The 21,996-nt window shown below is 67.0% G+C and carries 28 protein-coding genes; 10 read left to right on the plus strand and 18 right to left on the minus strand.

The features are described from left to right. Positions 1-24: 24 nt before the first annotated feature. From ACQI5H_RS07070 to ACQI5H_RS07085, 4 genes are read left to right on the plus strand one after another with little or no spacing between them, the layout of a single operon-like run. The gene (locus ACQI5H_RS07070) at positions 25-588 is read left to right on the plus strand and encodes a TIGR03086 family metal-binding protein (RefSeq protein WP_427078686.1); all 564 of its coding nucleotides are present in this window, start codon (positions 25-27) and stop codon (positions 586-588) included. Beyond that, positions 585-899, plus strand: a complete 315-nt coding sequence (locus ACQI5H_RS07075) for an ArsR/SmtB family transcription factor (protein WP_427078687.1) — start codon at positions 585-587, stop codon at positions 897-899. Before ACQI5H_RS07070 ends, ACQI5H_RS07075 begins: the two co-directional genes overlap by 4 nt. Further along, the gene (locus ACQI5H_RS07080; protein WP_427078688.1) at positions 896-1,363 is read left to right on the plus strand and encodes an SRPBCC family protein; all 468 of its coding nucleotides are present in this window, start codon (positions 896-898) and stop codon (positions 1,361-1,363) included. Before ACQI5H_RS07075 ends, ACQI5H_RS07080 begins: the two co-directional genes overlap by 4 nt. Then, entirely contained in the window at positions 1,360-1,683 is a 324-nt protein-coding gene (locus tag ACQI5H_RS07085) for a hypothetical protein (protein WP_427078689.1), read from the plus strand. Before ACQI5H_RS07080 ends, ACQI5H_RS07085 begins: the two co-directional genes overlap by 4 nt. 17 nt (positions 1,684-1,700) lie before the next feature. Here the strand turns inward: ACQI5H_RS07085 and ACQI5H_RS07090 are convergent, their stop codons facing one another. Next, on the minus strand, positions 1,701-2,312 hold the full coding sequence (locus ACQI5H_RS07090) for a TetR/AcrR family transcriptional regulator (RefSeq protein WP_427078690.1): 612 nt from the start codon (positions 2,310-2,312) through the stop codon (positions 1,701-1,703). A gap of 76 nt (positions 2,313-2,388) precedes the next feature. Between ACQI5H_RS07090 and ACQI5H_RS07095 the strand changes: the two genes are divergently transcribed. Next, positions 2,389-2,913 (plus strand): peroxiredoxin-like family protein, encoded by a 525-nt coding sequence (locus ACQI5H_RS07095; RefSeq protein ID WP_427078860.1) that lies wholly within the window; start codon positions 2,389-2,391, stop codon positions 2,911-2,913. On the opposite strand, the gene ACQI5H_RS07100 is transcribed toward ACQI5H_RS07095, so the two are convergent. Further along, entirely contained in the window at positions 2,910-3,545 is a 636-nt protein-coding gene (locus ACQI5H_RS07100) for a TetR/AcrR family transcriptional regulator (protein ID WP_427078691.1), read from the minus strand. The two genes, ACQI5H_RS07095 and ACQI5H_RS07100, sit on opposite strands and share 4 nt — an antisense overlap. A gap of 182 nt (positions 3,546-3,727) precedes the next feature. Here ACQI5H_RS07100 and ACQI5H_RS07105 point away from each other — a divergent pair, with 182 nt between their 5' ends. Beyond that, a complete protein-coding gene (locus ACQI5H_RS07105) occupies positions 3,728-3,853 on the plus strand; it encodes a hypothetical protein (RefSeq protein ID WP_139329499.1) in 126 nt (41 codons plus the stop codon). Between the two features lie 7 nt (positions 3,854-3,860). Here ACQI5H_RS07105 and ACQI5H_RS07110 read toward each other — a convergent pair whose 3' ends face one another. From ACQI5H_RS07110 to ACQI5H_RS07125, 4 genes are read right to left on the minus strand one after another with little or no spacing between them, the layout of a single operon-like run. Beyond that, the gene (locus tag ACQI5H_RS07110) at positions 3,861-5,285 is read right to left on the minus strand and encodes an NAD(P)(+) transhydrogenase (Re/Si-specific) subunit beta (RefSeq protein WP_427078692.1); all 1,425 of its coding nucleotides are present in this window, start codon (positions 5,283-5,285) and stop codon (positions 3,861-3,863) included. Then, positions 5,282-5,611: an NAD(P) transhydrogenase subunit alpha gene (locus tag ACQI5H_RS07115; protein ID WP_427078693.1), complete on the minus strand. Its 330-nt coding sequence runs from the start codon at positions 5,609-5,611 to the stop codon at positions 5,282-5,284. The genes ACQI5H_RS07110 and ACQI5H_RS07115 overlap by 4 nt, the downstream gene beginning before the upstream one ends. Next, positions 5,612-6,703, minus strand: a complete 1,092-nt coding sequence (locus ACQI5H_RS07120) for a Re/Si-specific NAD(P)(+) transhydrogenase subunit alpha (protein WP_427078694.1) — start codon at positions 6,701-6,703, stop codon at positions 5,612-5,614. A gap of 56 nt (positions 6,704-6,759) precedes the next feature. Further along, positions 6,760-7,227, minus strand: a complete 468-nt coding sequence (locus ACQI5H_RS07125) for a DUF1348 family protein (RefSeq protein WP_427078695.1) — start codon at positions 7,225-7,227, stop codon at positions 6,760-6,762. A gap of 138 nt (positions 7,228-7,365) precedes the next feature. Here ACQI5H_RS07125 and ACQI5H_RS07130 point away from each other — a divergent pair, with 138 nt between their 5' ends. Both ACQI5H_RS07130 and ACQI5H_RS07135 read left to right on the plus strand, forming a co-directional pair. Next, on the plus strand, positions 7,366-8,586 hold the full coding sequence (locus ACQI5H_RS07130) for an acyl-CoA dehydrogenase family protein (protein WP_427078861.1): 1,221 nt from the start codon (positions 7,366-7,368) through the stop codon (positions 8,584-8,586). Continuing rightward, on the plus strand, positions 8,579-9,409 hold the full coding sequence (locus ACQI5H_RS07135; RefSeq protein WP_427078696.1) for a tyrosine-protein phosphatase: 831 nt from the start codon (positions 8,579-8,581) through the stop codon (positions 9,407-9,409). The genes ACQI5H_RS07130 and ACQI5H_RS07135 overlap by 8 nt, the downstream gene beginning before the upstream one ends. Before the next feature lies 1 nt (position 9,410). On the opposite strand, the gene ACQI5H_RS07140 is transcribed toward ACQI5H_RS07135, so the two are convergent. From ACQI5H_RS07140 to ACQI5H_RS07165, 6 genes are all read right to left on the minus strand, one after another. Beyond that, a complete protein-coding gene (locus ACQI5H_RS07140) occupies positions 9,411-10,271 on the minus strand; it encodes an SDR family oxidoreductase (RefSeq protein ID WP_427078697.1) in 861 nt (286 codons plus the stop codon). Between the two features lie 56 nt (positions 10,272-10,327). Beyond that, positions 10,328-11,758, minus strand: a complete 1,431-nt coding sequence (locus ACQI5H_RS07145) for an aldehyde dehydrogenase family protein (protein ID WP_427078862.1) — start codon at positions 11,756-11,758, stop codon at positions 10,328-10,330. A 113-nt stretch (positions 11,759-11,871) separates the two neighbouring features. Further along, entirely contained in the window at positions 11,872-12,804 is a 933-nt protein-coding gene (locus ACQI5H_RS07150) for a class I SAM-dependent methyltransferase (protein ID WP_427078863.1), read from the minus strand. 40 nt (positions 12,805-12,844) lie between these two features. Continuing rightward, complete coding sequence (locus tag ACQI5H_RS07155; protein ID WP_427078698.1) at positions 12,845-13,801, minus strand: class I SAM-dependent methyltransferase; 957 nt, start codon at positions 13,799-13,801, stop codon at positions 12,845-12,847. Positions 13,802-13,883: 82 nt separating this feature from the next. Then, a complete protein-coding gene (locus tag ACQI5H_RS07160; protein ID WP_427078699.1) occupies positions 13,884-14,519 on the minus strand; it encodes a TetR/AcrR family transcriptional regulator in 636 nt (211 codons plus the stop codon). Continuing rightward, positions 14,467-15,504, minus strand: coding sequence for a pirin family protein (locus ACQI5H_RS07165; RefSeq protein ID WP_427078700.1), 1,038 nt, complete (start codon positions 15,502-15,504; stop codon positions 14,467-14,469). Before ACQI5H_RS07165 ends, ACQI5H_RS07160 begins: the two co-directional genes overlap by 53 nt. Positions 15,505-15,600: 96 nt before the next feature. Here ACQI5H_RS07165 and ACQI5H_RS07170 point away from each other — a divergent pair, with 96 nt between their 5' ends. After that, entirely contained in the window at positions 15,601-17,049 is a 1,449-nt protein-coding gene (locus ACQI5H_RS07170) for a chloride channel protein (RefSeq protein WP_427078701.1), read from the plus strand. Between the two features lie 8 nt (positions 17,050-17,057). On the opposite strand, the gene dps is transcribed toward ACQI5H_RS07170, so the two are convergent. Both dps and ACQI5H_RS07180 read right to left on the minus strand, forming a co-directional pair. After that, a complete protein-coding gene (gene dps / locus ACQI5H_RS07175) occupies positions 17,058-17,606 on the minus strand; it encodes a DNA starvation/stationary phase protection protein Dps (RefSeq protein ID WP_427078702.1) in 549 nt (182 codons plus the stop codon). A 68-nt stretch (positions 17,607-17,674) separates the two neighbouring features. Continuing rightward, positions 17,675-18,586, minus strand: coding sequence for a DNA-3-methyladenine glycosylase family protein (locus tag ACQI5H_RS07180; RefSeq protein ID WP_427078703.1), 912 nt, complete (start codon positions 18,584-18,586; stop codon positions 17,675-17,677). A gap of 83 nt (positions 18,587-18,669) precedes the next feature. Here ACQI5H_RS07180 and ACQI5H_RS07185 point away from each other — a divergent pair, with 83 nt between their 5' ends. Further along, positions 18,670-19,053: a nuclear transport factor 2 family protein gene (locus ACQI5H_RS07185; RefSeq protein ID WP_427078704.1), complete on the plus strand. Its 384-nt coding sequence runs from the start codon at positions 18,670-18,672 to the stop codon at positions 19,051-19,053. Between the two features lie 3 nt (positions 19,054-19,056). Here ACQI5H_RS07185 and ACQI5H_RS07190 read toward each other — a convergent pair whose 3' ends face one another. The 4 genes from ACQI5H_RS07190 to ACQI5H_RS07205 form a co-directional block, all read right to left on the minus strand. Further along, complete coding sequence (locus tag ACQI5H_RS07190; protein ID WP_427078705.1) at positions 19,057-19,437, minus strand: DUF427 domain-containing protein; 381 nt, start codon at positions 19,435-19,437, stop codon at positions 19,057-19,059. A 64-nt stretch (positions 19,438-19,501) separates the two neighbouring features. Then, complete coding sequence (locus ACQI5H_RS07195) at positions 19,502-20,284, minus strand: class I SAM-dependent methyltransferase (protein ID WP_427078864.1); 783 nt, start codon at positions 20,282-20,284, stop codon at positions 19,502-19,504. 112 nt (positions 20,285-20,396) lie between these two features. Then, entirely contained in the window at positions 20,397-21,410 is a 1,014-nt protein-coding gene (locus tag ACQI5H_RS07200) for an NAD-dependent epimerase/dehydratase family protein (protein ID WP_427078706.1), read from the minus strand. Continuing rightward, a complete protein-coding gene (locus ACQI5H_RS07205; protein ID WP_427078707.1) occupies positions 21,407-21,913 on the minus strand; it encodes a nuclear transport factor 2 family protein in 507 nt (168 codons plus the stop codon). Before ACQI5H_RS07205 ends, ACQI5H_RS07200 begins: the two co-directional genes overlap by 4 nt. Positions 21,914-21,996 lie beyond the last annotated feature (83 nt).

Here is a 21,996-nt window from a genome sequence, read left to right on the forward strand (position 1 = left end):
TTTAGTGATGCCTAAATTTAGCGGGTGCTAAATGATGCCGATCCGTCCGATCCCATCGTCCTGTACCGCGCCGCGACCGATCGGGCCGTTGCGGTGGTGGAGGCGGTCGCGCCGGACCAGCTGACCTGGCCGACGCCGTGCTCGGAGTGGACCGTGCAGGACCTCATCAATCACCTGGCCGGCGGGGCGGAGTACCTGTTGTCGGCGGCGACGGGTGCGGAGCCGGTCTCACCCGAGGGCTCCGCAGGCGCCGAGTATCGACAGCGAGTGGGCCGCGTGCTGACAGCCCTCGAATTACCCGGCGCGCTGGAGCGCGTCTGCGTCTCCCCGCTCGGCTTCGACTGGCCCGTGGCCGACGCTGTGGCCGGCACGTTCATGGATGTGCTCATCCACACGTGGGACCTGGCCCGCGCGACGGGCCAGGACGAGCGGCTTGATGCCCGCCTAGTCGAAGCGTGTTCTGCAATGTTCCTCCCCGAAATGCCCAGGCGCGGACGGGAAGCGGGGATCGTCGGCCCGGAGGTGGTGCTAGGCGAGGGCGCGTCTGCGCAGGATCGGCTGCTGGCGGCGATGGGCCGCACACCGTGACCGAGCCGGCCGTCGAGGACGCCATCAGGGCGCTGGCCCATCCGGGCCGGCGGACGATGCTGCGATTGGTGTGGGATCAGGAGCGACCCGCGTCCGCTCTCGCCGAGGCCGCGGGCCTGTCGAAATCGGCCGCGAGCCAGCACCTCAAGATATTGCGCGACGCCGGATTGGTCGACGTTCGGGCCGACGCGACCCGACGGCTGTATCGCGCAGACCTGGCCCGGGTCGCCGAGGTGGCAGCACTGCTCGACGACTTCTGGGCCGCGCCGCTAGAGCGCCTGCGGGCGGCCGCGGAAACCGGGCCGCCATGAAGCTAGTCATCCAGCAGCTCGTGGTGCGCGCGAGCGCCGAGCGCGTCTTCGAATTGTTCACCGATCCAGTGCAATTCGGGCAATGGATGGCTGAGGATGCGGTCCTTGACGCCACCGCCGGCGGTGTCGTGCGTTGGACACACCCCAACGGCGACACCGTGTCCGGCCGCTACGTCGAGGTCGAGCGTCCCCGCCGGATCGTGTTCACCTATGGCTGGGAGCGCGCCGACGTCGGAATCCCGCCGGGCTCAACGACCGTCGAGATCGATCTCTTTTCCCAGCCCGACGGCAGCACCCTGCTCAAGCTGGTGCATCGTGGACTCGAAGATGGCGCGGCGGACGCTCACGACGGCGGTTGGGTTCACTACCTCGATCGGCTGCGCCGCACGGCCGAGGGCGAAGACGTCGGCAAGGATCCATGGGCCGACCGTCGGGTGCCGAGCCGCGAGGAGCTACACCGGTGAGCGAGAGGATCACCGAAGCCGACTTCTGGCCAGTCGCCGAACCGTTGTTGACGGCCGCCACGGTCACGCGGTCGACGATGATGGGCCTGCCCTGCCTGCGGGCCAACGGCCGATTCTTCGCCTCTTTCGACCGACGCGGCACTGCGCTGGTCGTCAAGCTTCCCGAGGCCAGAGTGAACGAATTGATCGAATCCGGTGAGGCCGAACCGTTCGCGCCGTCCGGTCGCCGCTTTCGCGAATGGGCGTCCATCGACGCCTGTCGATCCGAAACCTGGTCCTCGCGGCTTGACGAAGCCCTGGCATTTGTTGCCGCCCAGTGAGGTTCGGGACGAGCTTTTTAACGGTCTGGTAGCAGCGCACGCACCCCGCGGAGCAGCGCAAGGGCATGTTCGGCGTCGCCGCTGCGGGCCCTGGCCAGTGCGCCGAGGACGCCGGCCTGAAGGGCATCGGCCAATCTCGCCGGCGTAGCGGGCGTCGCCTGCGCAAGCTCGCCCGCGGCCACCGCACGGCGCAGTGCCCCACGCAGGCCGCGGCGCATGCGTCGCAGGTGCCCGTCGGTCAGGCTCTTGATGCGGGGATCCCGATTGATCGGATCGCGCATGGTCTCCACCGCCAGGCAGCCGGCGGTGCCCATCGGCCCGCGGATGAGTTCCTCGACTTGGTCAAGAAATGCGTGCACGTCGGCGGCACCGGCGCGGCCGCGTTCGAGGGGGATGAGCATCGCGCACGCCGAGTCGACATAGGTCTGCAGCACCGTGTGCATGATGTCTGCCTTGGTACCGAAGGAACGGTACAACGTCGAGGAAGACAGTCCCGTCGCGGCCAGCATCTCCTCTTGCGTTGCCGCGTCATACCCCTTGCGCCAGAACAGCATCAGCAGCGCGTCGAGCGCACACTGACGATCGAACTGCGGGGGCCGTCCGGGACGGCGCTTACCGACGGTTGACATTTGGAGTGAGTATACTCAATAATTGCTTCCTGGTATTCGGAGTCGTATGACTCAATAATCGAGGGAGGTCGCGGTGCTGAACGTGGGCGACAAGATCGACGCACGAGTCCTGCGAACGATCGCCGACACCGACGTCACGCTGCCAGCTCCCGACGGAAAGGTGCACCTGCAGTTCCGGCGCTTCGCCGGGTGCCCGATATGCACCTTGCACATGCACGAACTGAGCCGGCGCCATGAGGAGATCGAATCCGCCGGCGTCACCGAGGTGGTGGTGTTTCATTCCGCCGCCGACACGCTTCGCCGCTACCAGGCCGACCTACCGTTTGCGGTCGTGGCCGATCCGGATCGCAAGCTGTACAAGGAGTTTGGGATCGAATTCTCCATCGGTGCCACGTTGCATCCACGCGCGATGCTCGCCGCCGCCCGCGGCATGCGGTGGTCCAAGGCGAGCGGCGCGATCGGACGGGGGGAGAACCACTTCGGCAAACCTGCCGATTTCCTGATCGCCTCCGACGGCACCGTGTTGGCATGCAAATACGGCAACCACGCCGACGATCAGTGGTCGGTCGATGAGCTGCTCACGCTTGCGGACGGCCGCTAAAGCCCGAGCGGGGAATTCTTGCGGATCGACTCGTCGCGGATCAGCCCGCGCAGCAGGGCGGTGCTGAACTCGGCGGCGATTTCCTTCGCCGTACGCCGCCCGCTCGGGCGCAGCCAGCGATAGCTGCCCAGCGTCATCCCGATGTAGCCCAGCGCCACCACGTGCGAGTCGCACTCGTAGAACTCGCCGCTGGCGATCCCGCGGTCGATGAGGCCGTGCACGTGCTCGTAGACCTGGGCCTCCTTCTCGCGGACCTCGGCGACCTGTTCGGTGGTGAACCACTCGGTGATGTAGGGCTGTTCCTGGAAGTACACCGCGGCCCGCTCGGGGTTGCTCGCGATGCCGGTCAGCAGCCGGACGGTGTACTGGTAGAGCGCTTCGCGGGCCGTCCAGGACGGATCGTCGTGCACCGCGGCCAGCGTGCCCTCGGCGGCCTGACGGTAGATGTCGAACAGGATCAGGGACTTGCTGGCGTAGTAGTGGTAGACGGTCGCCTTGTTCAGGCCGATCACATCGGCAACGTCGTCCATCCGGGTGCCGTGATAGCCGCGGGCGGCGAACAGCTTGGTGGCAACAGCCAGCAACTCCTCGCGGCGTGTCAACCCGTTGGGGGTGATGCTGTCGGATGTCATCTGTACTCACTATCGTCACTGCCGGCGGGGCCGGATCTGGGTTCCGGCGGGTCCGGATGAGGCAAATTATCAATCAACTGGTTGGACAGTTTAAGGCCTCGGGGACCCTCGGCCGCCTGTCGCACCGGCGACGAGGGGACTAGACTTCGATCGGAATTGTCGCAAGTCGAGAGGTGGGGACGATGGATCCGAATCCGGATTACGACGCAAGCGACGAGCTCGAGTTCTTCATGCGGTACTTCACCTGGGGATTGCGGGGCGTTCAGGACGGCAACGGCTACCCGCCGCCCGCTTATCCGCCGGTCTAGAGGCCCGCTATAGCGCTTTGAGTTCCTCGGCGACCTCCGTCACCGATTTCTTCGCGTCGCCGAACAACATCGTGGTCCCCTCGGCATAGAACAGCGGGTTGTCGATCCCCGCGAACCCGGAATTCATCGATCGCTTCAGCACGATCACCGACCTGGCCCTGTCCACATTGAGAATGGGCATGCCGTAGATCGGACTCGAGGCCTCATTGCGCGCAGCCGGGTTGGTGACGTCGTTGGCGCCGATGACGATCGCGACATCGGTCCGGGCGAACTCGTCGTTGATGTCGTCCATGTCTTTCATGGCGTCGTAGTCCACCTCGGCCTCGGCCAGCAGCACGTTCATGTGCCCGGGCATGCGGCCCGCCACCGGGTGGATCGCGTACTTCACCGGCACGCCCTTGTCCTCCAGCAGCGAAGCCATGTCCTTGACCGCGTGCTGTGCCTGCGCGACGGCCAGGCCGTAACCCGGGACCACGATCACCTGGTTGGCGTAGGCCATCTGGATCGCCGCGTCGGAGGCCGACGTGGACTTGACGTGCTTGTCGCCGCCGCCGTCGCCGCTGGGCGCCACACCACCGCCACCGAAACCGCCGGCGACGATCGCGGGGATGGACCGGTTCATCGCCTTGGCCATCAGATTGGTCAGGATCGAACCCGAGGCGCCGACGATCATGCCGGCCACGATCATCGCGGTGTTGTTCAACGCCAATCCCGCAGCGGCGGCCGATAACCCGGTCATCGCGTTGAGCAGCGAAATGACCACCGGCATGTCGGCACCGCCGATGGGTAGCACCACCATCAGGCCCAACACCCCGGCCGCGGCCAGCAGGCCGATCATCCACCACAGCGACACCCCGCCGCTGCCGGGATGTGCGTGCAGGCCGATGACCACGGCGGCCGCGACGGCCGCGGCCAGCAGCAGCACATTGATCGGTTGCTGGGCCCTGCCGAAACCGATCGGAGATCCGGAGATGATCTCCTGCAGCTTGCCGAACGCGATGATCGAGCCCCAGAACGAGATCGACCCGATGATCGCGGCGAACAACGACGCCACCACGATGTGCACGGTCGGCGACTCGTGGTGCTGGAAGGCCGAAAAGCCTGATGTCTCAATGAATTCCGACAGCGCGATGAGCGCGACCGTGCCGCCGCCGACGCCGTTGAAGAACGCCACCAGCTGGGGCATGGCGGTCATCTTGGTCAACCGCGCCGGCGGAACACCGAGCACGACGCCCACCACGAGGCCGGCGATGATCAATACCCATTGGTCGGTGTGCCGGATCTTGACCAGCGTCGCCGCCACCGCGATGGCCATGCCCACCGCGGCGATCAAGTTGCCGCGCACCGCGGTCTTGGGGCCCGTCAGGCCCATCAGGCCGTAGATGAACAGCGCGAAGGAAATGATGTACAGGCCGATTACCAAGTAGTTCATTTGGCAGCCGGCTCCTCGGTCTTCGCTTGGGGCGCAGGCTTTTTGCCCTTGAACATGCCCAGCATCCGGTCGGTGACGATGAAACCGCCGATGACGTTCAGCGTCCCGAACACGACCGCCACGAACAGGATGATCTGCACGGCCAGCGACGGGTGCTCGACCTCGCCGAACACCACCAGCGCGCCGAGCACCACGATCCCGTGGATGGCGTTGGTCCCCGACATCAGCGGGGTGTGCAGCGTGTTGGGCACCTTCGAGATCACCGCGAACCCGACGAAACCGGAGAGCACCAGGATCGCCAGATTGGCCAATAGCTCGTCGTACATCTAGGAGTCCTCCCCGCGGGTCACGCACGACTCCGAGATGACCTCGTCGTCGAAGTCCGGCGCCAGCTTCCCGTCCTTGATCAGCAGATCCAGCAGCGCGGTGATGTTCTTGCTGTAGAGCTCGCTGGCGTGCTCCGGCATCGTCGCGGGCAGGTTCAGCGGCGACGCGATGGTGACGTCGTGCTTGACCACCGTCTGGCCCGGCTCGGTCAATTCGCAGTTGCCGCCGGCCTCACCGGCGAGGTCGACGATGACGCTTCCGGGTTTCATCGCCTCCACCGCGGCCGCGGTCACCAGCCGCGGCGCCGGGCGGCCCGGCACCAACGCCGTGGTAATCACCACGTCGAACCCGCTGATCGCGTCTTCCAACGCCTTCTGCTGCTGGGCGCGTTCGTCTTCGGTGAGTTCGCGGGCGTAGCCGCCCTCGCCGGCGGCGTCGATGCCCACGTCCAGCCACTGCGCCCCCACCGAACGCACCTGGTCGGCCACCTCGGGGCGCACGTCGTAACCGGAGGTGCGCGCCCCCAGCCGTTTGGCCGTCGCCAGCGCCTGCAGCCCGGCCACGCCGACACCGAGCACCAGCACGGTCGCCGGCTTCACCGTTCCCGCGGCGGTGGTAAGCATCGGGAAGAACCGCGTCGACTCCGAGGCCGCCAGCAGCACCGCCTTGTACCCCGCCACGTTGGCCTGCGACGACAGCGCATCCATGGCCTGGGCCCGCGAAATCCGCGGGATGGCCTCCAGCGCGAACGCCTGCACCCCGGCCTGCTTCAGCGCGCCGATCGAGTTGTCGGTATTGCGCGGCGCCAGGAAGCCGATCAGCGTCTGGCCGCCGCGCAACCTGCCGACCTCGTCTGCCGTCGGCGGGGCTACCTTGACGACCACGTCGGCGGCCCAGGCGTCCCCGATGCCGGCCCCGGCCTCGGTGTAGAGCTCGTCGGGAAGGAGCGCCCGTTCGCCGGCGCCGGACTCGACCACCACCGCCACACCGCTGTTCACCAGCGACGCGACCGCCTTGGGCACCAGCGCGACGCGCCGCTCGTCGGTCCCGGACTCAGCCACCACCCCGACCGTCGTCTGCGGATCTGTCATGGCGCGTACATCTACTTTCGTTTGCTTCGGGCTTGCCGCAGACACCCTATCGACCGCTACCAGAGCGGGATGTCTTGGCCATGTTCTGACGCCGGGCGTGGGCCGAAGTACCGTCGCTCGGATTCGTCGATGGGAACGTCGTTGATGCTGGCTTCGCGGCGGGCCATCAACCCCGACGGGGCGAACTCCCACAGTTCGTTGCCGTAGCTCCGGTACCACTGATCGGCCTCGTCGTGGCACTCGTACTGAAACCGCACCGCGATGCGGTTGTCGTGGAAATCCCACAGGCTCTTGCGCAGCGAGTAGTCGAGTTCGCGCTGCCATTTGCGGGTCAGAAACGCCACGATCTGATCCCGGCCGACGATCCGTTCGCTCCGATTGCGCCACTCCGAGTCCGGCGTATAGGCCAGGCTGACGCGCTCGGGGTCGCGGGTGTTCCATGCGTCCTCGGCGGCCTGGACCTTCTGCAGCGCGGTCTCGAGGGTGAACGGCGGGAAGGGGGGACGGCTCTCGGCGTCGGTCATGATGCCATGTCTACCGCGACACATAAACGTCTGCGACGACACGCCGCGGCCGCTCGCAACCGTTTATATTTCGCGCGACGGCGACCTGAAACCAGGCCTTTGTGCACGTGTCCTATCGTGACGGACATGGACTTCGCGATGTCGGCCAAAGCGAGCGACTACCACAAGCGGCTGTCCGACTTCATGACCGAGTATGTCTTTCCGGCCGAGGCCGATTACGACAAATACCGCCACGAGGCCGGCCCGAACGACCACACCGTTCCGCCCGTCATCGAGGAACTGAAGACCAAGGCCAAAGCGGCCGGGCTGTGGAACCTGTTCCTGCCGGCCGAGTCGGGCCTGACCAACCTGGAATACGCCCCGCTGGCCGAGCTGACCGGCTGGAGCCTCGAGATCGCACCCGAGGCACTCAACTGCGCGGCACCCGATACCGGAAACATGGAAACCCTGCACCTGTTCGCCACCGACGAGCAGCGCAAGCGGTGGCTGGAGCCGCTGCTGGCCGGCGAGATCCGCAGCGCCTTCTCGATGACCGAGCCCGCGGTCGCCAGCAGCGACGCGCGCAACATCGAGACCTCCATCGTGCGCGACGGCGGCGACTACGTGATCAACGGCCGCAAGTGGTGGACCTCGGGGGCGGCGGACCCGCGCTGCAAGATCCTCATCGTGATGGGCCGCACCAACCCCGAAGCGGCCAGCCACCAGCAGCAGTCGATGGTCTTGGTGCCGATCGATACGCCGGGCGTGACGGTCGTCCGCTCAACGACGGTCTTCGGTTACCAGGACCAGCCCGGGCACTGCGAGATCATCTACGACAACGTCCGGGTGCCGGTCACCAACCTGCTCGGCGAAGAGGGCGGCGGATTCGCGATCGCCCAGGCGCGGCTGGGGCCGGGGCGCATCCACCACTGCATGCGCGCGCTCGGCGGCGCCGAACGGGCACTGGCCCTGATGGTGCACCGCGCGAACAACCGCATCGCATTCGGCCGCCCGCTGGCCGACCAGGGCCTGGTCCAGCAGGCAATTGCCAAGTCGCGCAACGAGATCGACCAGGCCAGGCTGCTGTGCGAGAAGGCCGCCTGGACCATCGACCAGCACGGCAATAGGGCCGCCCACCTGCTGGTGTCGCAGATCAAGGCGGTCGCGCCGCAGGTGGCCTGCGACGTCATCGACCGTGCCATCCAGGTGCACGGGGCCGCCGGCGTCAGCGAGGACACGGCGCTGGCCCGGCTGTATGCCTGGCACCGGGCGATGCGGATCTTCGACGGACCGGACGAGGTGCACATGCGCACCGTCGCGCGCACCGAACTCGGCCGGGAGCAATCCGCGCTCGCGGCGGCGGTCACGTCACATGGCTGAGGCCGCTGTCCGGGAACTGCCGGGCGCCTGGAACTTTCGGGACGTCGCGGACTTCGCGTCCGCCTTGCGGCCCGGGCGGCTGTTCCGATCCAGCGAGCTGAGCCGTCTCGACGACGAGGGCCGGGCGACGCTGCGCCGACTCGGCATCACCGACGTCGCCGACCTGCGCGCGACCCGGGAAGTCGCCCGTCGCGGTCCGGGACTGGTTCCCGACAGCGTCGAGATCCACCTGCTGCCCTTCCCGGACCTCGGCGAGGACGACGCCGGCACCGACGACCAAGCACCGCACGAACACGCGTTCCAGCGCCTGCTCACCGGCGAGGGCGCCGACTCCGACATGTCGGTCAACGAGGCCGCCGCCCGCTACATGGTCGACGAATACCGCCAATTCCCAACGCGTAACGGGGCGCAACGCGCGCTGCAGCGCGTCATCACGCTGCTCGCCGCCGGGCGCCCGGTACTCACGCACTGCTTCGCGGGAAAGGATCGCACCGGCTTCGTGGTCGCCACCGTGCTGGAGGCGATCGGTGTCGATCGCGACACCATCGTCGCCGACTTCCTGCGCAGCAATGACTCGGCACCGCAACTGCGGGCCCGGATCTCCGAGATGATCGCACAGCGCCAACAAACCGAACTGACCCCGGAGGTGGTCACCTTCACCGAGGCCCGGCTGTCCGACGGGGTCCTCGGCGTCCGCGAGGAATACCTGGCCGCCGCCCGCCAAGCGATCGACGAGGAATTCGGATCGCTCGACGGCTACCTGCGCGACGCGGGCATCTCCGCGGCGGACGTGGACAAGCTGCGCGACGCGCTGCTCGCCTGAGTCAGAGCTTGAATCCGGCCTTCTGCGCAGCGGAGAGGTCCGTGATGTCGCTCCACTGGGCGGCGATGTCCTGAACCGACGGCGGCTTGTCGAAGTTGATGCCGTCGTTCTGGAACAGCGCCACGCGCTGCACCTTGCCGCCGCCGACGACGAAAACCGATGCGCTGTCGGCACATTCCTCGGTGCACAGGTAGGCCACCACGGGTGCGACGAACTCCGGCGTGAGCTTCTCCAGCACCTCGGGCGGCATGATGTCCTGGGTCATCCTGGTGGCCGCGATCGGGGCGACCGCGTTGGCGTTGATGTTGTACTTGGCGCCCTCGAGCGCCAGCGTGTTGATCAGGCCGACTAGGCCGAGCTTGGCCGCGCCGTAGTTGGTCTGACCGAAGTTGCCGAACAGGCCGCTCGTGGAGGTGGCGACGACCACCCGCCCGTAGCTCTGCTCACGGAAGTGCGGCCACGCGGCGCGGATGACGTTGTAGCCGCCGTAGAGGTGCACCTTGAGCACGGCGTCCCAGTTCTCGAACGACATCTTGTGGAAGGTGCCGTCGCGCAGGATCCCGGCGTTGCTCACCACGCCGTGCACCGCGCCGAACTCGTCGAGCGCGGTCTTGATGATGTTCTCGGCGCCCTCGGGCTCGGCGACGCTGTCATAGTTGGCGGCCGCACGCCCACCCGCGTCGCGGATCTCCTTGACCACCTCGTCGGCCATATTGTGGCCGGCGCCGGTGCCGTCGCGGGCCCCGCCGAGGTCGTTCACGATGACGCTGGCGCCTTCGGCGGCGAGGGTCAGGGCGTATTCACGACCCAATCCTCCACCGGCTCCGGTGACGACGATGACGCGATCCTGCACTCCGGGCATCAGGTTCCTCTCTGCGGTGAGAATTTGTGTTTAGCAAGCGATTTGACGCAGGGATGTCAGAACATCCTGCGGGCCATCTTGAACGCCCGCTCGGTGTAGGGCGGGTAGATGAAGCTCGACAGGTCGGGCCGCGTCGGCTTGGTCAGCACCGACTTGCGGTGGCTGAACTCTTCGAAGCCATAGCGGCCGTGATACGCGCCCATGCCCGACGCGCCGACCCCGCCGAACGGCAGCTTGGCCGTCGACACCTGGAAAGCGAGGTGGTTCACCAGCATGCCGCCCGCGGGCACCTCTTTGATCACCCGTTCGCGGGTTTCGCGGGTCTTGGTGAATAGGTAGGCGGAAAGCGGTTTGGGCCGCGAATTGACGAAACGTATTGCATCGTCCAGGGATTGGACGGTGACCACCGGAAGCACCGGCCCGAAGATCTCGTTGCGCATCAGCGGCCCGTCCGGATCCGGGTCGACGACGACGGTGGGCTGGATGCGCAGGCTCGACGCGTCGCAGGCCCCGCCGACGGCGACCTTGCCGTCCTTGCCGGACAGGTAGCCGCTGATCCGGTCGAACTGACGCTGGTTGACGATCCGCATGCCGTTCGGCTTGTCCGACGTGAACTTGGCGATGGCGGCGCCGATCTTGTCCACCAGTTCGTCGCGAATCTTCGCGTCCGCCAGCACATAGTCGGGGGCGACGCAGGTCTGGCCGGCGTTCAGCAGTTTCATCCAGGCGATCCGCTTGGCGGCGACTTCCACGTCGGCGTCGGCCGCCACGATCACCGGGCTCTTGCCGCCGAGCTCCAGCGTGCACGGCGTCAGGTGCGGCGCCGCGCCCTCGTATACCTTGCGGCCGATCTCGGTGCCGCCGGTGAATAGCACGCGGTCCAGGCCCTGCGCTATCAGCGCCTGGCTCACGGAGCCGTCGCCCTCGACCACGGCGATCGCGTCGTTGTCGAGGTATCGGGGCACCAGCTCGGCCATCAAATGCGCCGACGCCGCGGCGATCTCCGACGGCTTGAGAATGACGGCGTTCCCCGCGGCGATCGCGCCGACGGCCGGACCCAGCGTCAGGTAGAACGGGTAATTCCAGGCGCCGATGATCAGCACGGTGCCGTAGGGCTCGTATTCGATCCAGCCGCGGCCGGGAAGCTGCGGCACCTCGAGCAATTGGTATTTGCGCTTCGTCCACCGGCGAACCTTCTTGGCCGCGTACTTCGCCTCACCGGCGGTCGTTGCGACGTCGGCGATGTACGCCTCGAACGGGTTGCGGTCCAGATCGTCGGCCAGAGCGGCGGCGATGGCAGCCTCGTTCTCTTCCATCAACTTTTGCAGCTGCAGCAACTGCCGCTTGCGCCATTCGACGTCCCGGGTGCGACCGGTGGCGAAGGTCTTGCGAAGCCGGTCCACGGTCGCGGCGACGTTGTCTGGTTGAGCTGCCGGGGCCCCGTTGGACGCAGATGTCTTCGGCGTAACCGATTCGGTGGTCATCAGTGACTTCCTTCCCGGAGGGTGCCCACTGCTCGTCGCGCGAGCGCTCATGGGTGATACCGCGATCCTAACCATCCGGTTGGGAGAGCAGTAAGGAAGATCCTGGGCGGCTGCCGCTACAACCGCTCGGCGATCACGAAGTCGGAGAACGCGTCCTTGTCGTCGGCCAGCGGAACGCTCTCGATCCAGCGCCCCAGCCGTCGCATCTCGTCCGTCGACGGCTGCGCGCGGGCGCGCCAGCCGTGGTTGTTGAGCCAGTCTGCGACGTTCGCCCGGTGGTCGTCGCGGTACATCAGCTCCCCGACGTCGATGGTCTCCTCCAGACCGAGCTCGTCGGCCACCCTCCTGAACCGCTCGCGCATCTGCTGCCGCCGCTCGTCGGCGTGCGCGGGGGCGGTTTCGGCCGAGACCCGACTACCGGCGGGGCTCAGCTCACCGATCTGGGTGAACAACAGGTCCTGGGCTTCCGCCGGCAGGTACATCAGCAGCCCCTCGGCGAGCCAGGCCGTGCGCGCCGCCGGGTCGAAGCCCGCGGCACGCAGCGCGGCGGGCCAGTCCTGACGCAGGTCGATCGCGACCTCGCGGCGATCCGCCGAAGGCGTCACACCGTTTTCGGCCAGCGTCGTGGACTTGTAGGCCAACACCTGGGGCTGGTCGATCTCGTACACCGTGGTGCCCGCCGGCCAGTCCAGGCGGTAGGCGCGGGAATCTAGGCCCGACGCCAGGATCACCACCTGCCGGATCCCGTCGGCGACAGCGTCTTTGAAGAAGGTGTCGAAGAAATTCGTGCGCACGGCCTGGTAGCCGCGCATGTGGTGGAGGTGCGCCGCGGATTCGGAGTCGAGGGCTTCCACCCTGGCCGCGACCTCCGGCTCGAGCATGGCCTCCCAGAGGACGCCGGCGCCCGCGTTGGTGACAAGCAGCTTGGCGTACGGGTCGCGGATGAGCGCGTCGGGCTGCTCGGTCTCGACGGCGCGGGCGGCGGCCACCATCACGGCGGTGGTGCCGACGCTGGACTTGATGTCCCAGCTGTCGTCGTGGGTGCGCAGTGAACTCATCGCGTGCTCCTCGGTCAGGGGTGGGCGCGGGTCAGTGGGTCGGGGCGCCGAGGCGTGCGCGTAGCAGCGTGCTGCGCACGGCCTCGTCGGCGAGGTCGTCGGGTACCGGCCGGCCCAGCCGGGCCATCTCGTCGCGGTTGTTCACGCTGTTTACCTGCCAGCCGTGGTCGGCCAGCCATTCCACGGGATCCGTGCGGTCCGGCTCGTGATAGGTCAGCGCCTGGACGTTGACATCGAGGCCGAGCCGCTCTCGCATCCGCAGCCAGCGCTGCGAGTTGCTCCGCGAATTCATGCCGAACGCCTCGATGGCGACCTGGCTGCCCGGCGCGCTCAGCGCGGTGAACATTTCGAAGAGCCGGTCCTGGGCATCGCCGGGCAGATAGGGCAGCAAGCCCTCGGCAAGCCAGGCGGTCGGTTGGGTGCGGTCGAAACCGGCGGCGGTCAACGCTGCCGGCCAGTCATCCCGCAGGTCCACCGGGACCGGGCGCCGGCTGGCCGCCGGTACCGCGCCGTGCCGCTGCAGGATTCCGGTCTTGTACTCCAGCACCTGGGGCTGATCGATCTCGTAGACGGCGGTATTCGCCGGCCAATCCAACCGGTAGGCACGCGAGTCCAGCCCCGCGGCCAGAATCACCACCTGCCGGATTCCGGCGCTGACGGCGTCGGCAAAGTACTCGTCGAAGAAATGCGTGCGCACGGCCTGGTAGTCGATGCCCAGCCGATGTGCACGCCGCGCGTGCGGGTCGTCGTCGAGCCAGGCCAGTTCAGCGTCGGCCAAGCGTTCCCACGCGGGACCGGCCGAGGACACCAGCACGCGGGCGAAGTCGTCGCGGATCAGTGGATTGGGTCCGGCCGTTTCCACGGCGCGCGAAGCAGCGACGCCCAACGCGGTGGCGCCGACGAGTTCGGTGATGGACCACGAGTCACCCGCGGTGCGTAGCGAGGGCGGTGGGGAAGGCTCTACGGAGGTGTCGTCAAGCTCAGTCATATCGGCACCATGCTACCGAATAAGTTAGTTAGCCTATACGCTTTGTGCGCGATTTCACTGGCGCCGGGCGCGCCGCGTCGGGTCAGCCTTCGGGGCGCCAGAGCGCACCTTCGAGCAGCCGCCGCAACACGTCGGTGACAGCCAACAATTCCTCGTAACTGCGGACGTAGCCGGCGTAGAACCCGACCCCGCAGAGCAGCACGACCAGCGTCTCGACCAACGCCGCCGCGTCGATATCAGTGGCGACTTCGCGACGTTCGATCGCCTCGCCGACCGCCCACGTCAGGAATTCGCGGCCAATTCTCACCGAATCGTTTTCGGTCAGGCTCAATTCCGGATGCCGCTGCGATTCCAGCACAGCGGTGATCAGAAACGCTGACACGGCGGGATTGTCCGAATTAGCGCGCACCGCGACGGAGATGAACGCCGTCAGCCGCTTGGTCAGCGTGGTCTCGCGCTCGGCCTCTCGAATGGCAGCCCGCAGGACGATCTCGTTGGTCTGCTCCAGGACTTCGCGATACAGCGCCCGCTTGCTGGAGAAGTAGTGGTTGATGGCGGGCCGGGTGAGGTCGGCGCGGACGGCGATCGCCTGAAAGGTCGCGCCGTCGTAGCCGCGTTCGCTGAACACCAGCCGGGCGGCGTCCAGGATTCGCTTGCGCGTCTCGTCAGCCTTTGCTGCGGGCGGCCGGCCGGGCCGGCGACTCGCCGTTATCGCCATTATTGAAGTGTGCCACCCCGCGATGTGGCATTAACGCGTTAGGCGGAATATTGCCGAACTTCCCGGCTTGGTAGTCCTGCAGCGCCTCGATCAATTCCGCGCGCGAGTTCATTACGAAAGGCCCGTAGTGGAATACCGGCTCGCGAATCGGCCGCCCACCCAAAAGCAGCACATCGATTGCTGTAGTCCGGGACGACTCCTGGGTTGATTGGGCGCCGACGGTGATCCGGTCGCCGGGTCCGAGCACGGCCAGTTGCCCCTGCGTGATCGGGTGCGCGACGGGACCGACATACCCGCTTCCCGACAGGACGTAGACCAGCGCGTTGAAATCGCGCCGCCACGGGATGTTGAGCCGGGCCCCACTTTGAATCGTCGCGTGCGCCAACGTGATCGGCGTGTGGGTGACACCGGGTCCACGGTGACCGTCGATCTCACCGGCGATGATGCGGACCAGCGCCCCGCCGTCACCGGACGCGAGCAGCCCGGCGTCGTTGCCTTCGATGGCCTGATACCGAGGGGGCGCGAACTTGTCTTTCTTCGGCAGATTCACCCACAGCTGGACACCGTGGAAAAGGCCGCCGCTTTCGACCAATTCGGCGGGCGGAGTCTCGATGTGCAGGACGCCCGAACCCGCCGTCATCCATTGGGTGGCGCCGTCGGTGATCAGGCCGCCACCGCCGTGGGAATCCTGGTGCGCGAATTTTCCGTCGAGCATGTAGGTGACGGTCTCGAAGCCGCGGTGCGGGTGCCAATCGGTTCCCCTGGGCTCTCCGGGCTGGTATTCCACCGCGCCCATCTGGTCCATGTGCACGAAGGGATCCAGGGCCGCGGCGCTCACGCCGGCAAACGCGCGGACGACGGGGAAGCCTTCCCCCTCGTAGCCTCGCGGGCCGGTGGTGATCGATCGGACGGGCCGCTCGGTGTCGGATGGATCGGGCGGGCCGATCCGCGGCAGGGTGAGGGTGTCTGCGGTAACAGCAGGCATTTTTACCTCCTCAAATTAGGGTTGCCTATATAACCGGACCGCGGTCCAGTTATTCCACTGGTCTTACGATGGCTGGGTGCGTGGGTGGCGGGGCCGGTGAGCGAGCCGGCGGAGGCCGAACCGCACCCCCCGACCGCCCCGGCCGCGGCGGCGGGCGGACGATTCGGGGGGTCGATCAGGCAGTCGGGCTATGTGCGCAAATGGCTGCTGCTGGGCGCTGCCATCGGTGTCGTCGCCGGCCTCGGAGCCGTTGTCTTCTATCTCGCGCTGAAATACACCGGCGACTTTCTGCTGGGCTACCTGGCCGGTTACCAGATCCCGACGCCCGTCGGAGACGGCGGCGGCCATGGGTCCGGCAGCTTCGTACGTCCGTGGGCGATCCCGCTGGTGACGACGGCAGGGGCGCTGCTGTCGGCATTCGTCGTGGCCAGGCTCGCGCCGGAAGCCACCGGTCACGGTACCGACGAAGCCATTGAGGCGATACACGGTGATCCCCGCGCGATCCGTTTCCGCGCGGTGTTGGTGAAGATGGTCGCCAGCGCGCTGACCATAGGCTCGGGCGGTTCGGGCGGTCGTGAGGGTCCGACGGCGCAAATCTCGGCCGGCTTCTGCTCGTTGCTGACCCGACGCCTGGACCTCTCCGACGAGGACGGCCGGACCGCCGTGGCTCTGGGTATCGGCGCGGGCATTGGCGCGATCTTCGGAGCACCGCTGGGTGGGGCGGTGCTGGCCGCATCGATCCCCTATCGCGACGATTTTGACTACCGCTGCCTGCTGCCCGGTTTCATCACGTCGGGAACCGCATATGCGGTGCTGGGCGCTTTTCTGGGCTTTGACCCGCTGTTCGGCTACATCGACGCGGAGTACCGCTTCGAAAGAGCGTGGCCGCTGCTGTGGTTCGTGGTGATCGGCCTGCTGGCCGCGGCGGTCGGCTACCTCTATGCCCGGATCTTCCATGCCGCGGTGGCGCTAACCCACCGGCTGCCCGGTGGACCGGTCGTCAAGCCCGCTCTTGGCGGGCTGTTGGTCGGCCTGTTGGGACTGCTGATCCCCGAGATCCTGAGCAGCGGCTACGGCTGGGCGCAGTTGGCGGCCGACCGCGGATCCCTGCTGCACATCCCGCTGTGGGTCGTCGTCGTCCTCCCGATCGCGAAGATCGTCGCCACGTCGTTGTCGATCGGCACCGGCGGATCCGGCGGGCTGTTCGGTCCCGGGATCGTGATCGGCGCCTTCGTGGGGGCCGCCGTCTGGCGGCTGGGCGAATTGTCTGGTCTGCCCGGGGTCCCCGGCGGACCGGGAATTTTCGTCGTGGTGGGGATGATGGCATGCTTCGGCAGCGTCGCCCGCGCGCCGTTGGCGATCATGATCATGGTCGCGGAGATGACGGGTTCGTTCTCGGTGGTGCCCGGCGCGATCCTCGCCGTCGGGATAGCCGCGTTGGTGATGTCGCGGACCAACGTCACGATCTACGAGGCGCAGCGGCTCGATCGTGAAACCGCCGAAGCCGACCGTCAGCGTCGGCCCGCCGGGGGCCGGCCCGAATAATCGTTTTGCTACGAATTGCGTCGCGCGCTGCGGGCGGCGTCCTTCTCGGTGGCCGAGCCCTCATGGCTCAACTTGCCGCCGGCGCTCTCCAGGTGCGCCCGAACGAACCACTGGAACTTCTCCAAGTTGCCGGCCTGCTCGATCAACAGGTCCTGGGTGACCTGGTCGATTTCGTCCGTTTCGTCGATCGCGTGGCGAATGTCTTCGATCACGCCGGTGTAGACCAAGTCCAGTGCGGCCAAATGCGCCTGGACGGTGTCGCGGTCGACCGAATAGTCATCCCACGAGCGATCCCTGATGATCGCACCCGGCGTCCCCTGCGGCGAAGCACCAAGGGCCGCAATGCGTTCTGCGACGTCGTCGGCGAAACCACGCACCGCCTCGACCTGGGGATCGATCATCTCGTGCACACCAATGAAGTTGGGCCCCACCACATTCCAGTGGATGTGCTTCAACGTCAAATGAAGATCGTTGTACGTGCTCAGCTGCTTCTGCAGCAATTCGGTCAGCCGCGCGGCCTGTTTGTCGGTCAAGCCCGGAATGGTGAACTGAGTCATAGCTTCCTTCCCTCGCAGGTAGTTGCCTTGACGGATACCCGATGACCAGGCTCGAAAACACCGCCAGGTCAGAGGGAATGAATTTGCTGCACCGGCAGCCGCGCGCCGCGCCGCGGCTCGTATGCCAGCCCGCTGGCCTCCAGCAGGCGAACCACGCGGTGGCGGTGTGGCCGCATCGGCTCCAACACTTCGAGCATGACCGCATCGTCGATCGGGTAGCCCAGCAGCGTCCAGCCGACCATCTTCGGGATGTGATAGTCGCCCACCGAAAGGGCATCGGCATCTCCGAACGCCCGCTGCGCCGTCTCGGCAGCGGTCCACTCGCCGACCCCGGGCAGCGACGTCAGCGCTTGACGTGCCTGCGCCGACGGCCAAGTGAGCAACCGTTCCAGCGAATCCGCACGTCGCGCGCAGCCCACCACCGTGCGGGCCCGGCCCGGGTCGACATTGGCCCGGTGGAATTCCCACGACGGGATGTTGCGCCACACGTCGGCAGAGGGTGGTACCCGCATGCCGGCCGGCGCCGGCCCCGGCGCCGGCGTCCCGTACTTGGACACCAGTACCCGCCACGACCGAAACGCGTCGGCGCCGGGTACCCGCTGCTCGATGACCGCCGGGATCAGGGCTTCCAGCACCCGTCCGGTGCGGCCCAGCCGCAGGTGTGGGACCCGCCGGTGCGCGGCGGCGACCGTCGGGTCCCGCGGAGCGAAGCCCGAGACGTCGTCCTCGGCGCCCAGCAGCGCGGGCAGCGTCTCGGCGAACTCCTCGGCACCGGATCCCCACGCCTCGCCATGGGCGGCATTGGGCGCCGCCCGGCTGATCCGCGCAGCGACGGGTCCGCTGGGCAGTAGCGAGGTTCGCCAGATCGCGCCGTCAGCGGACATCTGAAAGCACGGATCCCGAGGGCCACGGCGCAGTGGCGCGAGCGTGTGCCCGAAGCTGACGGTCCCAGCGAACGTCACCGTGCGCGCACTCTTCACGAAAGCTCCAGCTCACTCCGATTGCAGCCGACGACTCGCGGCGATTGACCGTTCACCGTCTTCCAAGACAATATTGCGATGTGATGACGCCGTTCGATGGCCCGCAAGCGGAACTGGCCTGGATGTTCCTGCAGAGCGTCTGCGAGGGCGGCGATGTGGAGGAGGGTTTCGCCCTGCTCAGCGACGACTTCACCTACTGGAGCATCATCACCCGCGTCTCGTTCGACAAGGAGACGTTCCGGAAGGCGAACGAGCGACGCAGAGAAATCTGCGAGATCAACATCGATCTGCGCCGCTGCATCACGGAAGGTGAAACGGTCGTCGTCGAGGCGCAAGTCTCGGGGACATCGAGGGACGGCATCGAATACGACACCCCGTTCATTTGCATCTTCGAGACCCGCGACGGGCAGATCGTGTCGATGCGCGAATACAGCGACACCAAGTCGGCCGCCGTGTTCACCGATTGAGCGCTACTGATCCACGACGCTGATGTCGGCCTTGTTGGGGTAGAAGGCGACGTGCCCGGCGATCGCCGCGACCGCCGGATAGGGCTGCTCGTACGTCCAGATCACATCCTCGACGGTGTCGCCGGCCGAGGTGGTCACGCTGTAGTAGCTGGCATCGCCTTTGAACGGGCAGTAGGTGCTGGTGTCGGTGCGGGTAAGCCGGTCGGAGACCACGTCGCTCAGCGGAATGTATTGCACCGCAGGCAAAGTCGCCTCGCGCAATTCCAGTGCCGCGGTGGTGTCCGCGACCAGCTCGCCATTGACACGAACCTGCACCCGCCGGTTGGTCGGCTCGATCGTGATCGGATGCCCGGCGTTCGGTTCCAGGACTTGCTTGTGGGCCATGGTTGATACCTCCTACGGACACGGATAAGGGATGCAACACCAGCCGGTGCTCAAGACTTCCCGATCAGACGGGCCCGAATGCGTAGCGGTGGTATTGGGCCATGTTGGCCACCGCCGGAACCAGCGACATGAACTTGCCCAGGGCGCGGTAGGCGCCCGGCAGCTGGTTGAAGGTGTCCGACTCGAACCATCGCTCCCACGCCAGCAGCCGCACCCCGGGCACCGCTTCAAGGATGTCGTCGGGCCCGTCGATTCCCCAGTGCAGTGTCGACCCGGAGCGCCGCACCACCGCGTTGCTCCACTGTGACTTGATGCCCAGTCGGTTAAACGCGTCGAACTGCAATTCCCCGGAGGGGAAGCGGTCGACCACTCGTCGGAGTAATGCGATTCCGTCCTCTTCGGTGAGGTACATGGTGAGGCCCTCGCCGAGGATCAAGGTCGGCCGGTCGTCGGGAATGCGGGACAGCCAGGCCGGATCGGTGACCGCGGCGGCGACGACGTGGTGATGGTCGCCGGCGGGATAAAGCTGTGCCCATAGCCGGGCCACGTCCGGGTAGTCGACCTCGTACCACTCCACGCCCGGGCCCGGCTGCAGCCGGAAGAACCTGCTGTCCAGCCCGCAGCCCAGGTGCAGCACGACGGCCTCGGGGTGCGCACCCAGAAATTGCCGCGCCCAGGCGTCGAAGTGCGCCGTGCGGGTGGTTACCGACGCCGACCGGCGCGCGGTAATGGAGGTCTTCGTCCAGTCGTAGTCGATGCGCTCGACGACCTTCTTGGCGTATCGATCGCCCAGAATCGGACGGGGTAGGTCGGCGTCGAGCGCTTTGGCGTACAACGTCGCCAACATGGTCTGCGGCGCGCCGGTGAGGGCGACGCGGGTCTTTTCAGGAGTCACGTCGCCCGACGTTAGTCAGGCAACCAGCGAACGCGCGCGTGCTGAACGCTCGTCGGCGTGGTGTTCACCCGGTAGTCGTGCTCTTGTCTTTGGCGTCGCGCAACTCCGACCAGAACCGGGCCGCCTCGCGAATGGATTCCTCGACCGGACGCGGCTGCCAGCCGAGCTCGCGCTTCGCCTTGCCGCTGTCGACGTCGGCTTCGGCGCGCATCATGCGCACCGACCTGAGGCTGAGTTCGGAGTCCTTGCCGGTCAGCCGGGCCCTGAGGGTGCCCATTGCGGCCAGGGCATAGAGGACCGGCACCGAGATCGCGCGCTGCGGCGGCACCCCGGCCTCATCGGCCGCGATCCGCACGACATCGTTCAGCGCGAACATCCGCTCGGACACCAGGTATCGCTCGCCGACGCGGCCGCGCTCGGCGGCCAGGATCATTGCCCTGGCGGCGTCATCGACGCCGACGACCTCCAGCTGGATGCCGTTCATCAGAAAGGGCAGCTTGCCGAACACCGCGCCGGCGATGAAGGCGCCGTGCGGGGTGCCTCCCCAGTCCCCGCTGCCGTAAGTGGTCGAGACACACATGGCGACGGCAGGCAGGCCGGCCTCGGCCACGTAGCGCATCACCAGATCTTCGGCCTGAACCCGGGATTGCACATAGGGAGTCAGCCCGCGGGGGTCGATCACGTCTTCTTCGGTCGCCACGTGCCCGTGGCGACGGCCCACCGTCGCGTAGGTGCTGGTGAAGATGAACCGGCGCAGGGCGGGTTCCTTGACGGCGACATCGAGCACGTTGCGCAGGCCCTCGACGTTGGTGCGGAACAGCGGCGCGGGGTCACGCAACCACGCGCGGGTATCGACCACGCAGTAGTACACGTCGTCGACCCCGTCCATCGCCTCGCGCAGGGTGGCGGTGTCGAACACGTCGCCCTGAAAGCGGGTCAGTGCAAGGTCATCGATGGCACGGGTATTGGCGGTCGGGCGCACCATCGCTCGAACCTCGGCGCCGCCGGCGACGAGCTGACGGGCTACGTGTGAACCCAGAAAGCCGTTGGCGCCGATGACCAACTTGGGTGCGTTCATTCCGCTCCTCCGTACTGATGCATCCAACGTTCGGCGTCTTCGTCGAGAGTGCCCAGGGCCTGCGCCTTGCGGCACCACTTCATCCCCGCCCGCAGGAAGCGCAGCGGGTTGTAGATGTCTTCTTCACGGCACCAAAGGCCGTCGCCGGCGTAGGTGATGATCGTGATGTTCGTCGCGCTGATGACGCTGCCATCGCCCGGATCGCGCATCGGGTTGTCCAGTTCGAGGATGACCCGGCCGGTGGGCTCGTCGATGACCGACCACAACGTCGGGAACGCCACCATGTGGCTTCCGGGAAAGGTCGTCATCGTTTGCTTGATCCACTCACGCACCGCGTCGCGGCCGTGCATGGTGCCCGCCGCGTGCTCGATGTATTCGACGTCGGGTGTGTACTGCTGCACCCAGGCGTCCCAGTCCCGAGTTTCGGCGGCCCGGGCCACCGTCTCCTCGAACTTCTGGAAGGCGTCGGACAGTTCGCTGCGGGAGAACGCGGGCGTGCTCACGCGGGCCTCTTCGCGCCGTTGCGGGTCATCGGCGGAGTGTAGCCTGGGCTGGGATCAGACCGGAGTTGTGGCCGATCAGGAAG

This window comes from Mycobacterium heidelbergense (assembly GCF_050205645.1).
Taxonomy (GTDB): Bacteria; Actinomycetota; Actinomycetes; order Mycobacteriales; family Mycobacteriaceae; genus Mycobacterium; species Mycobacterium heidelbergense_A.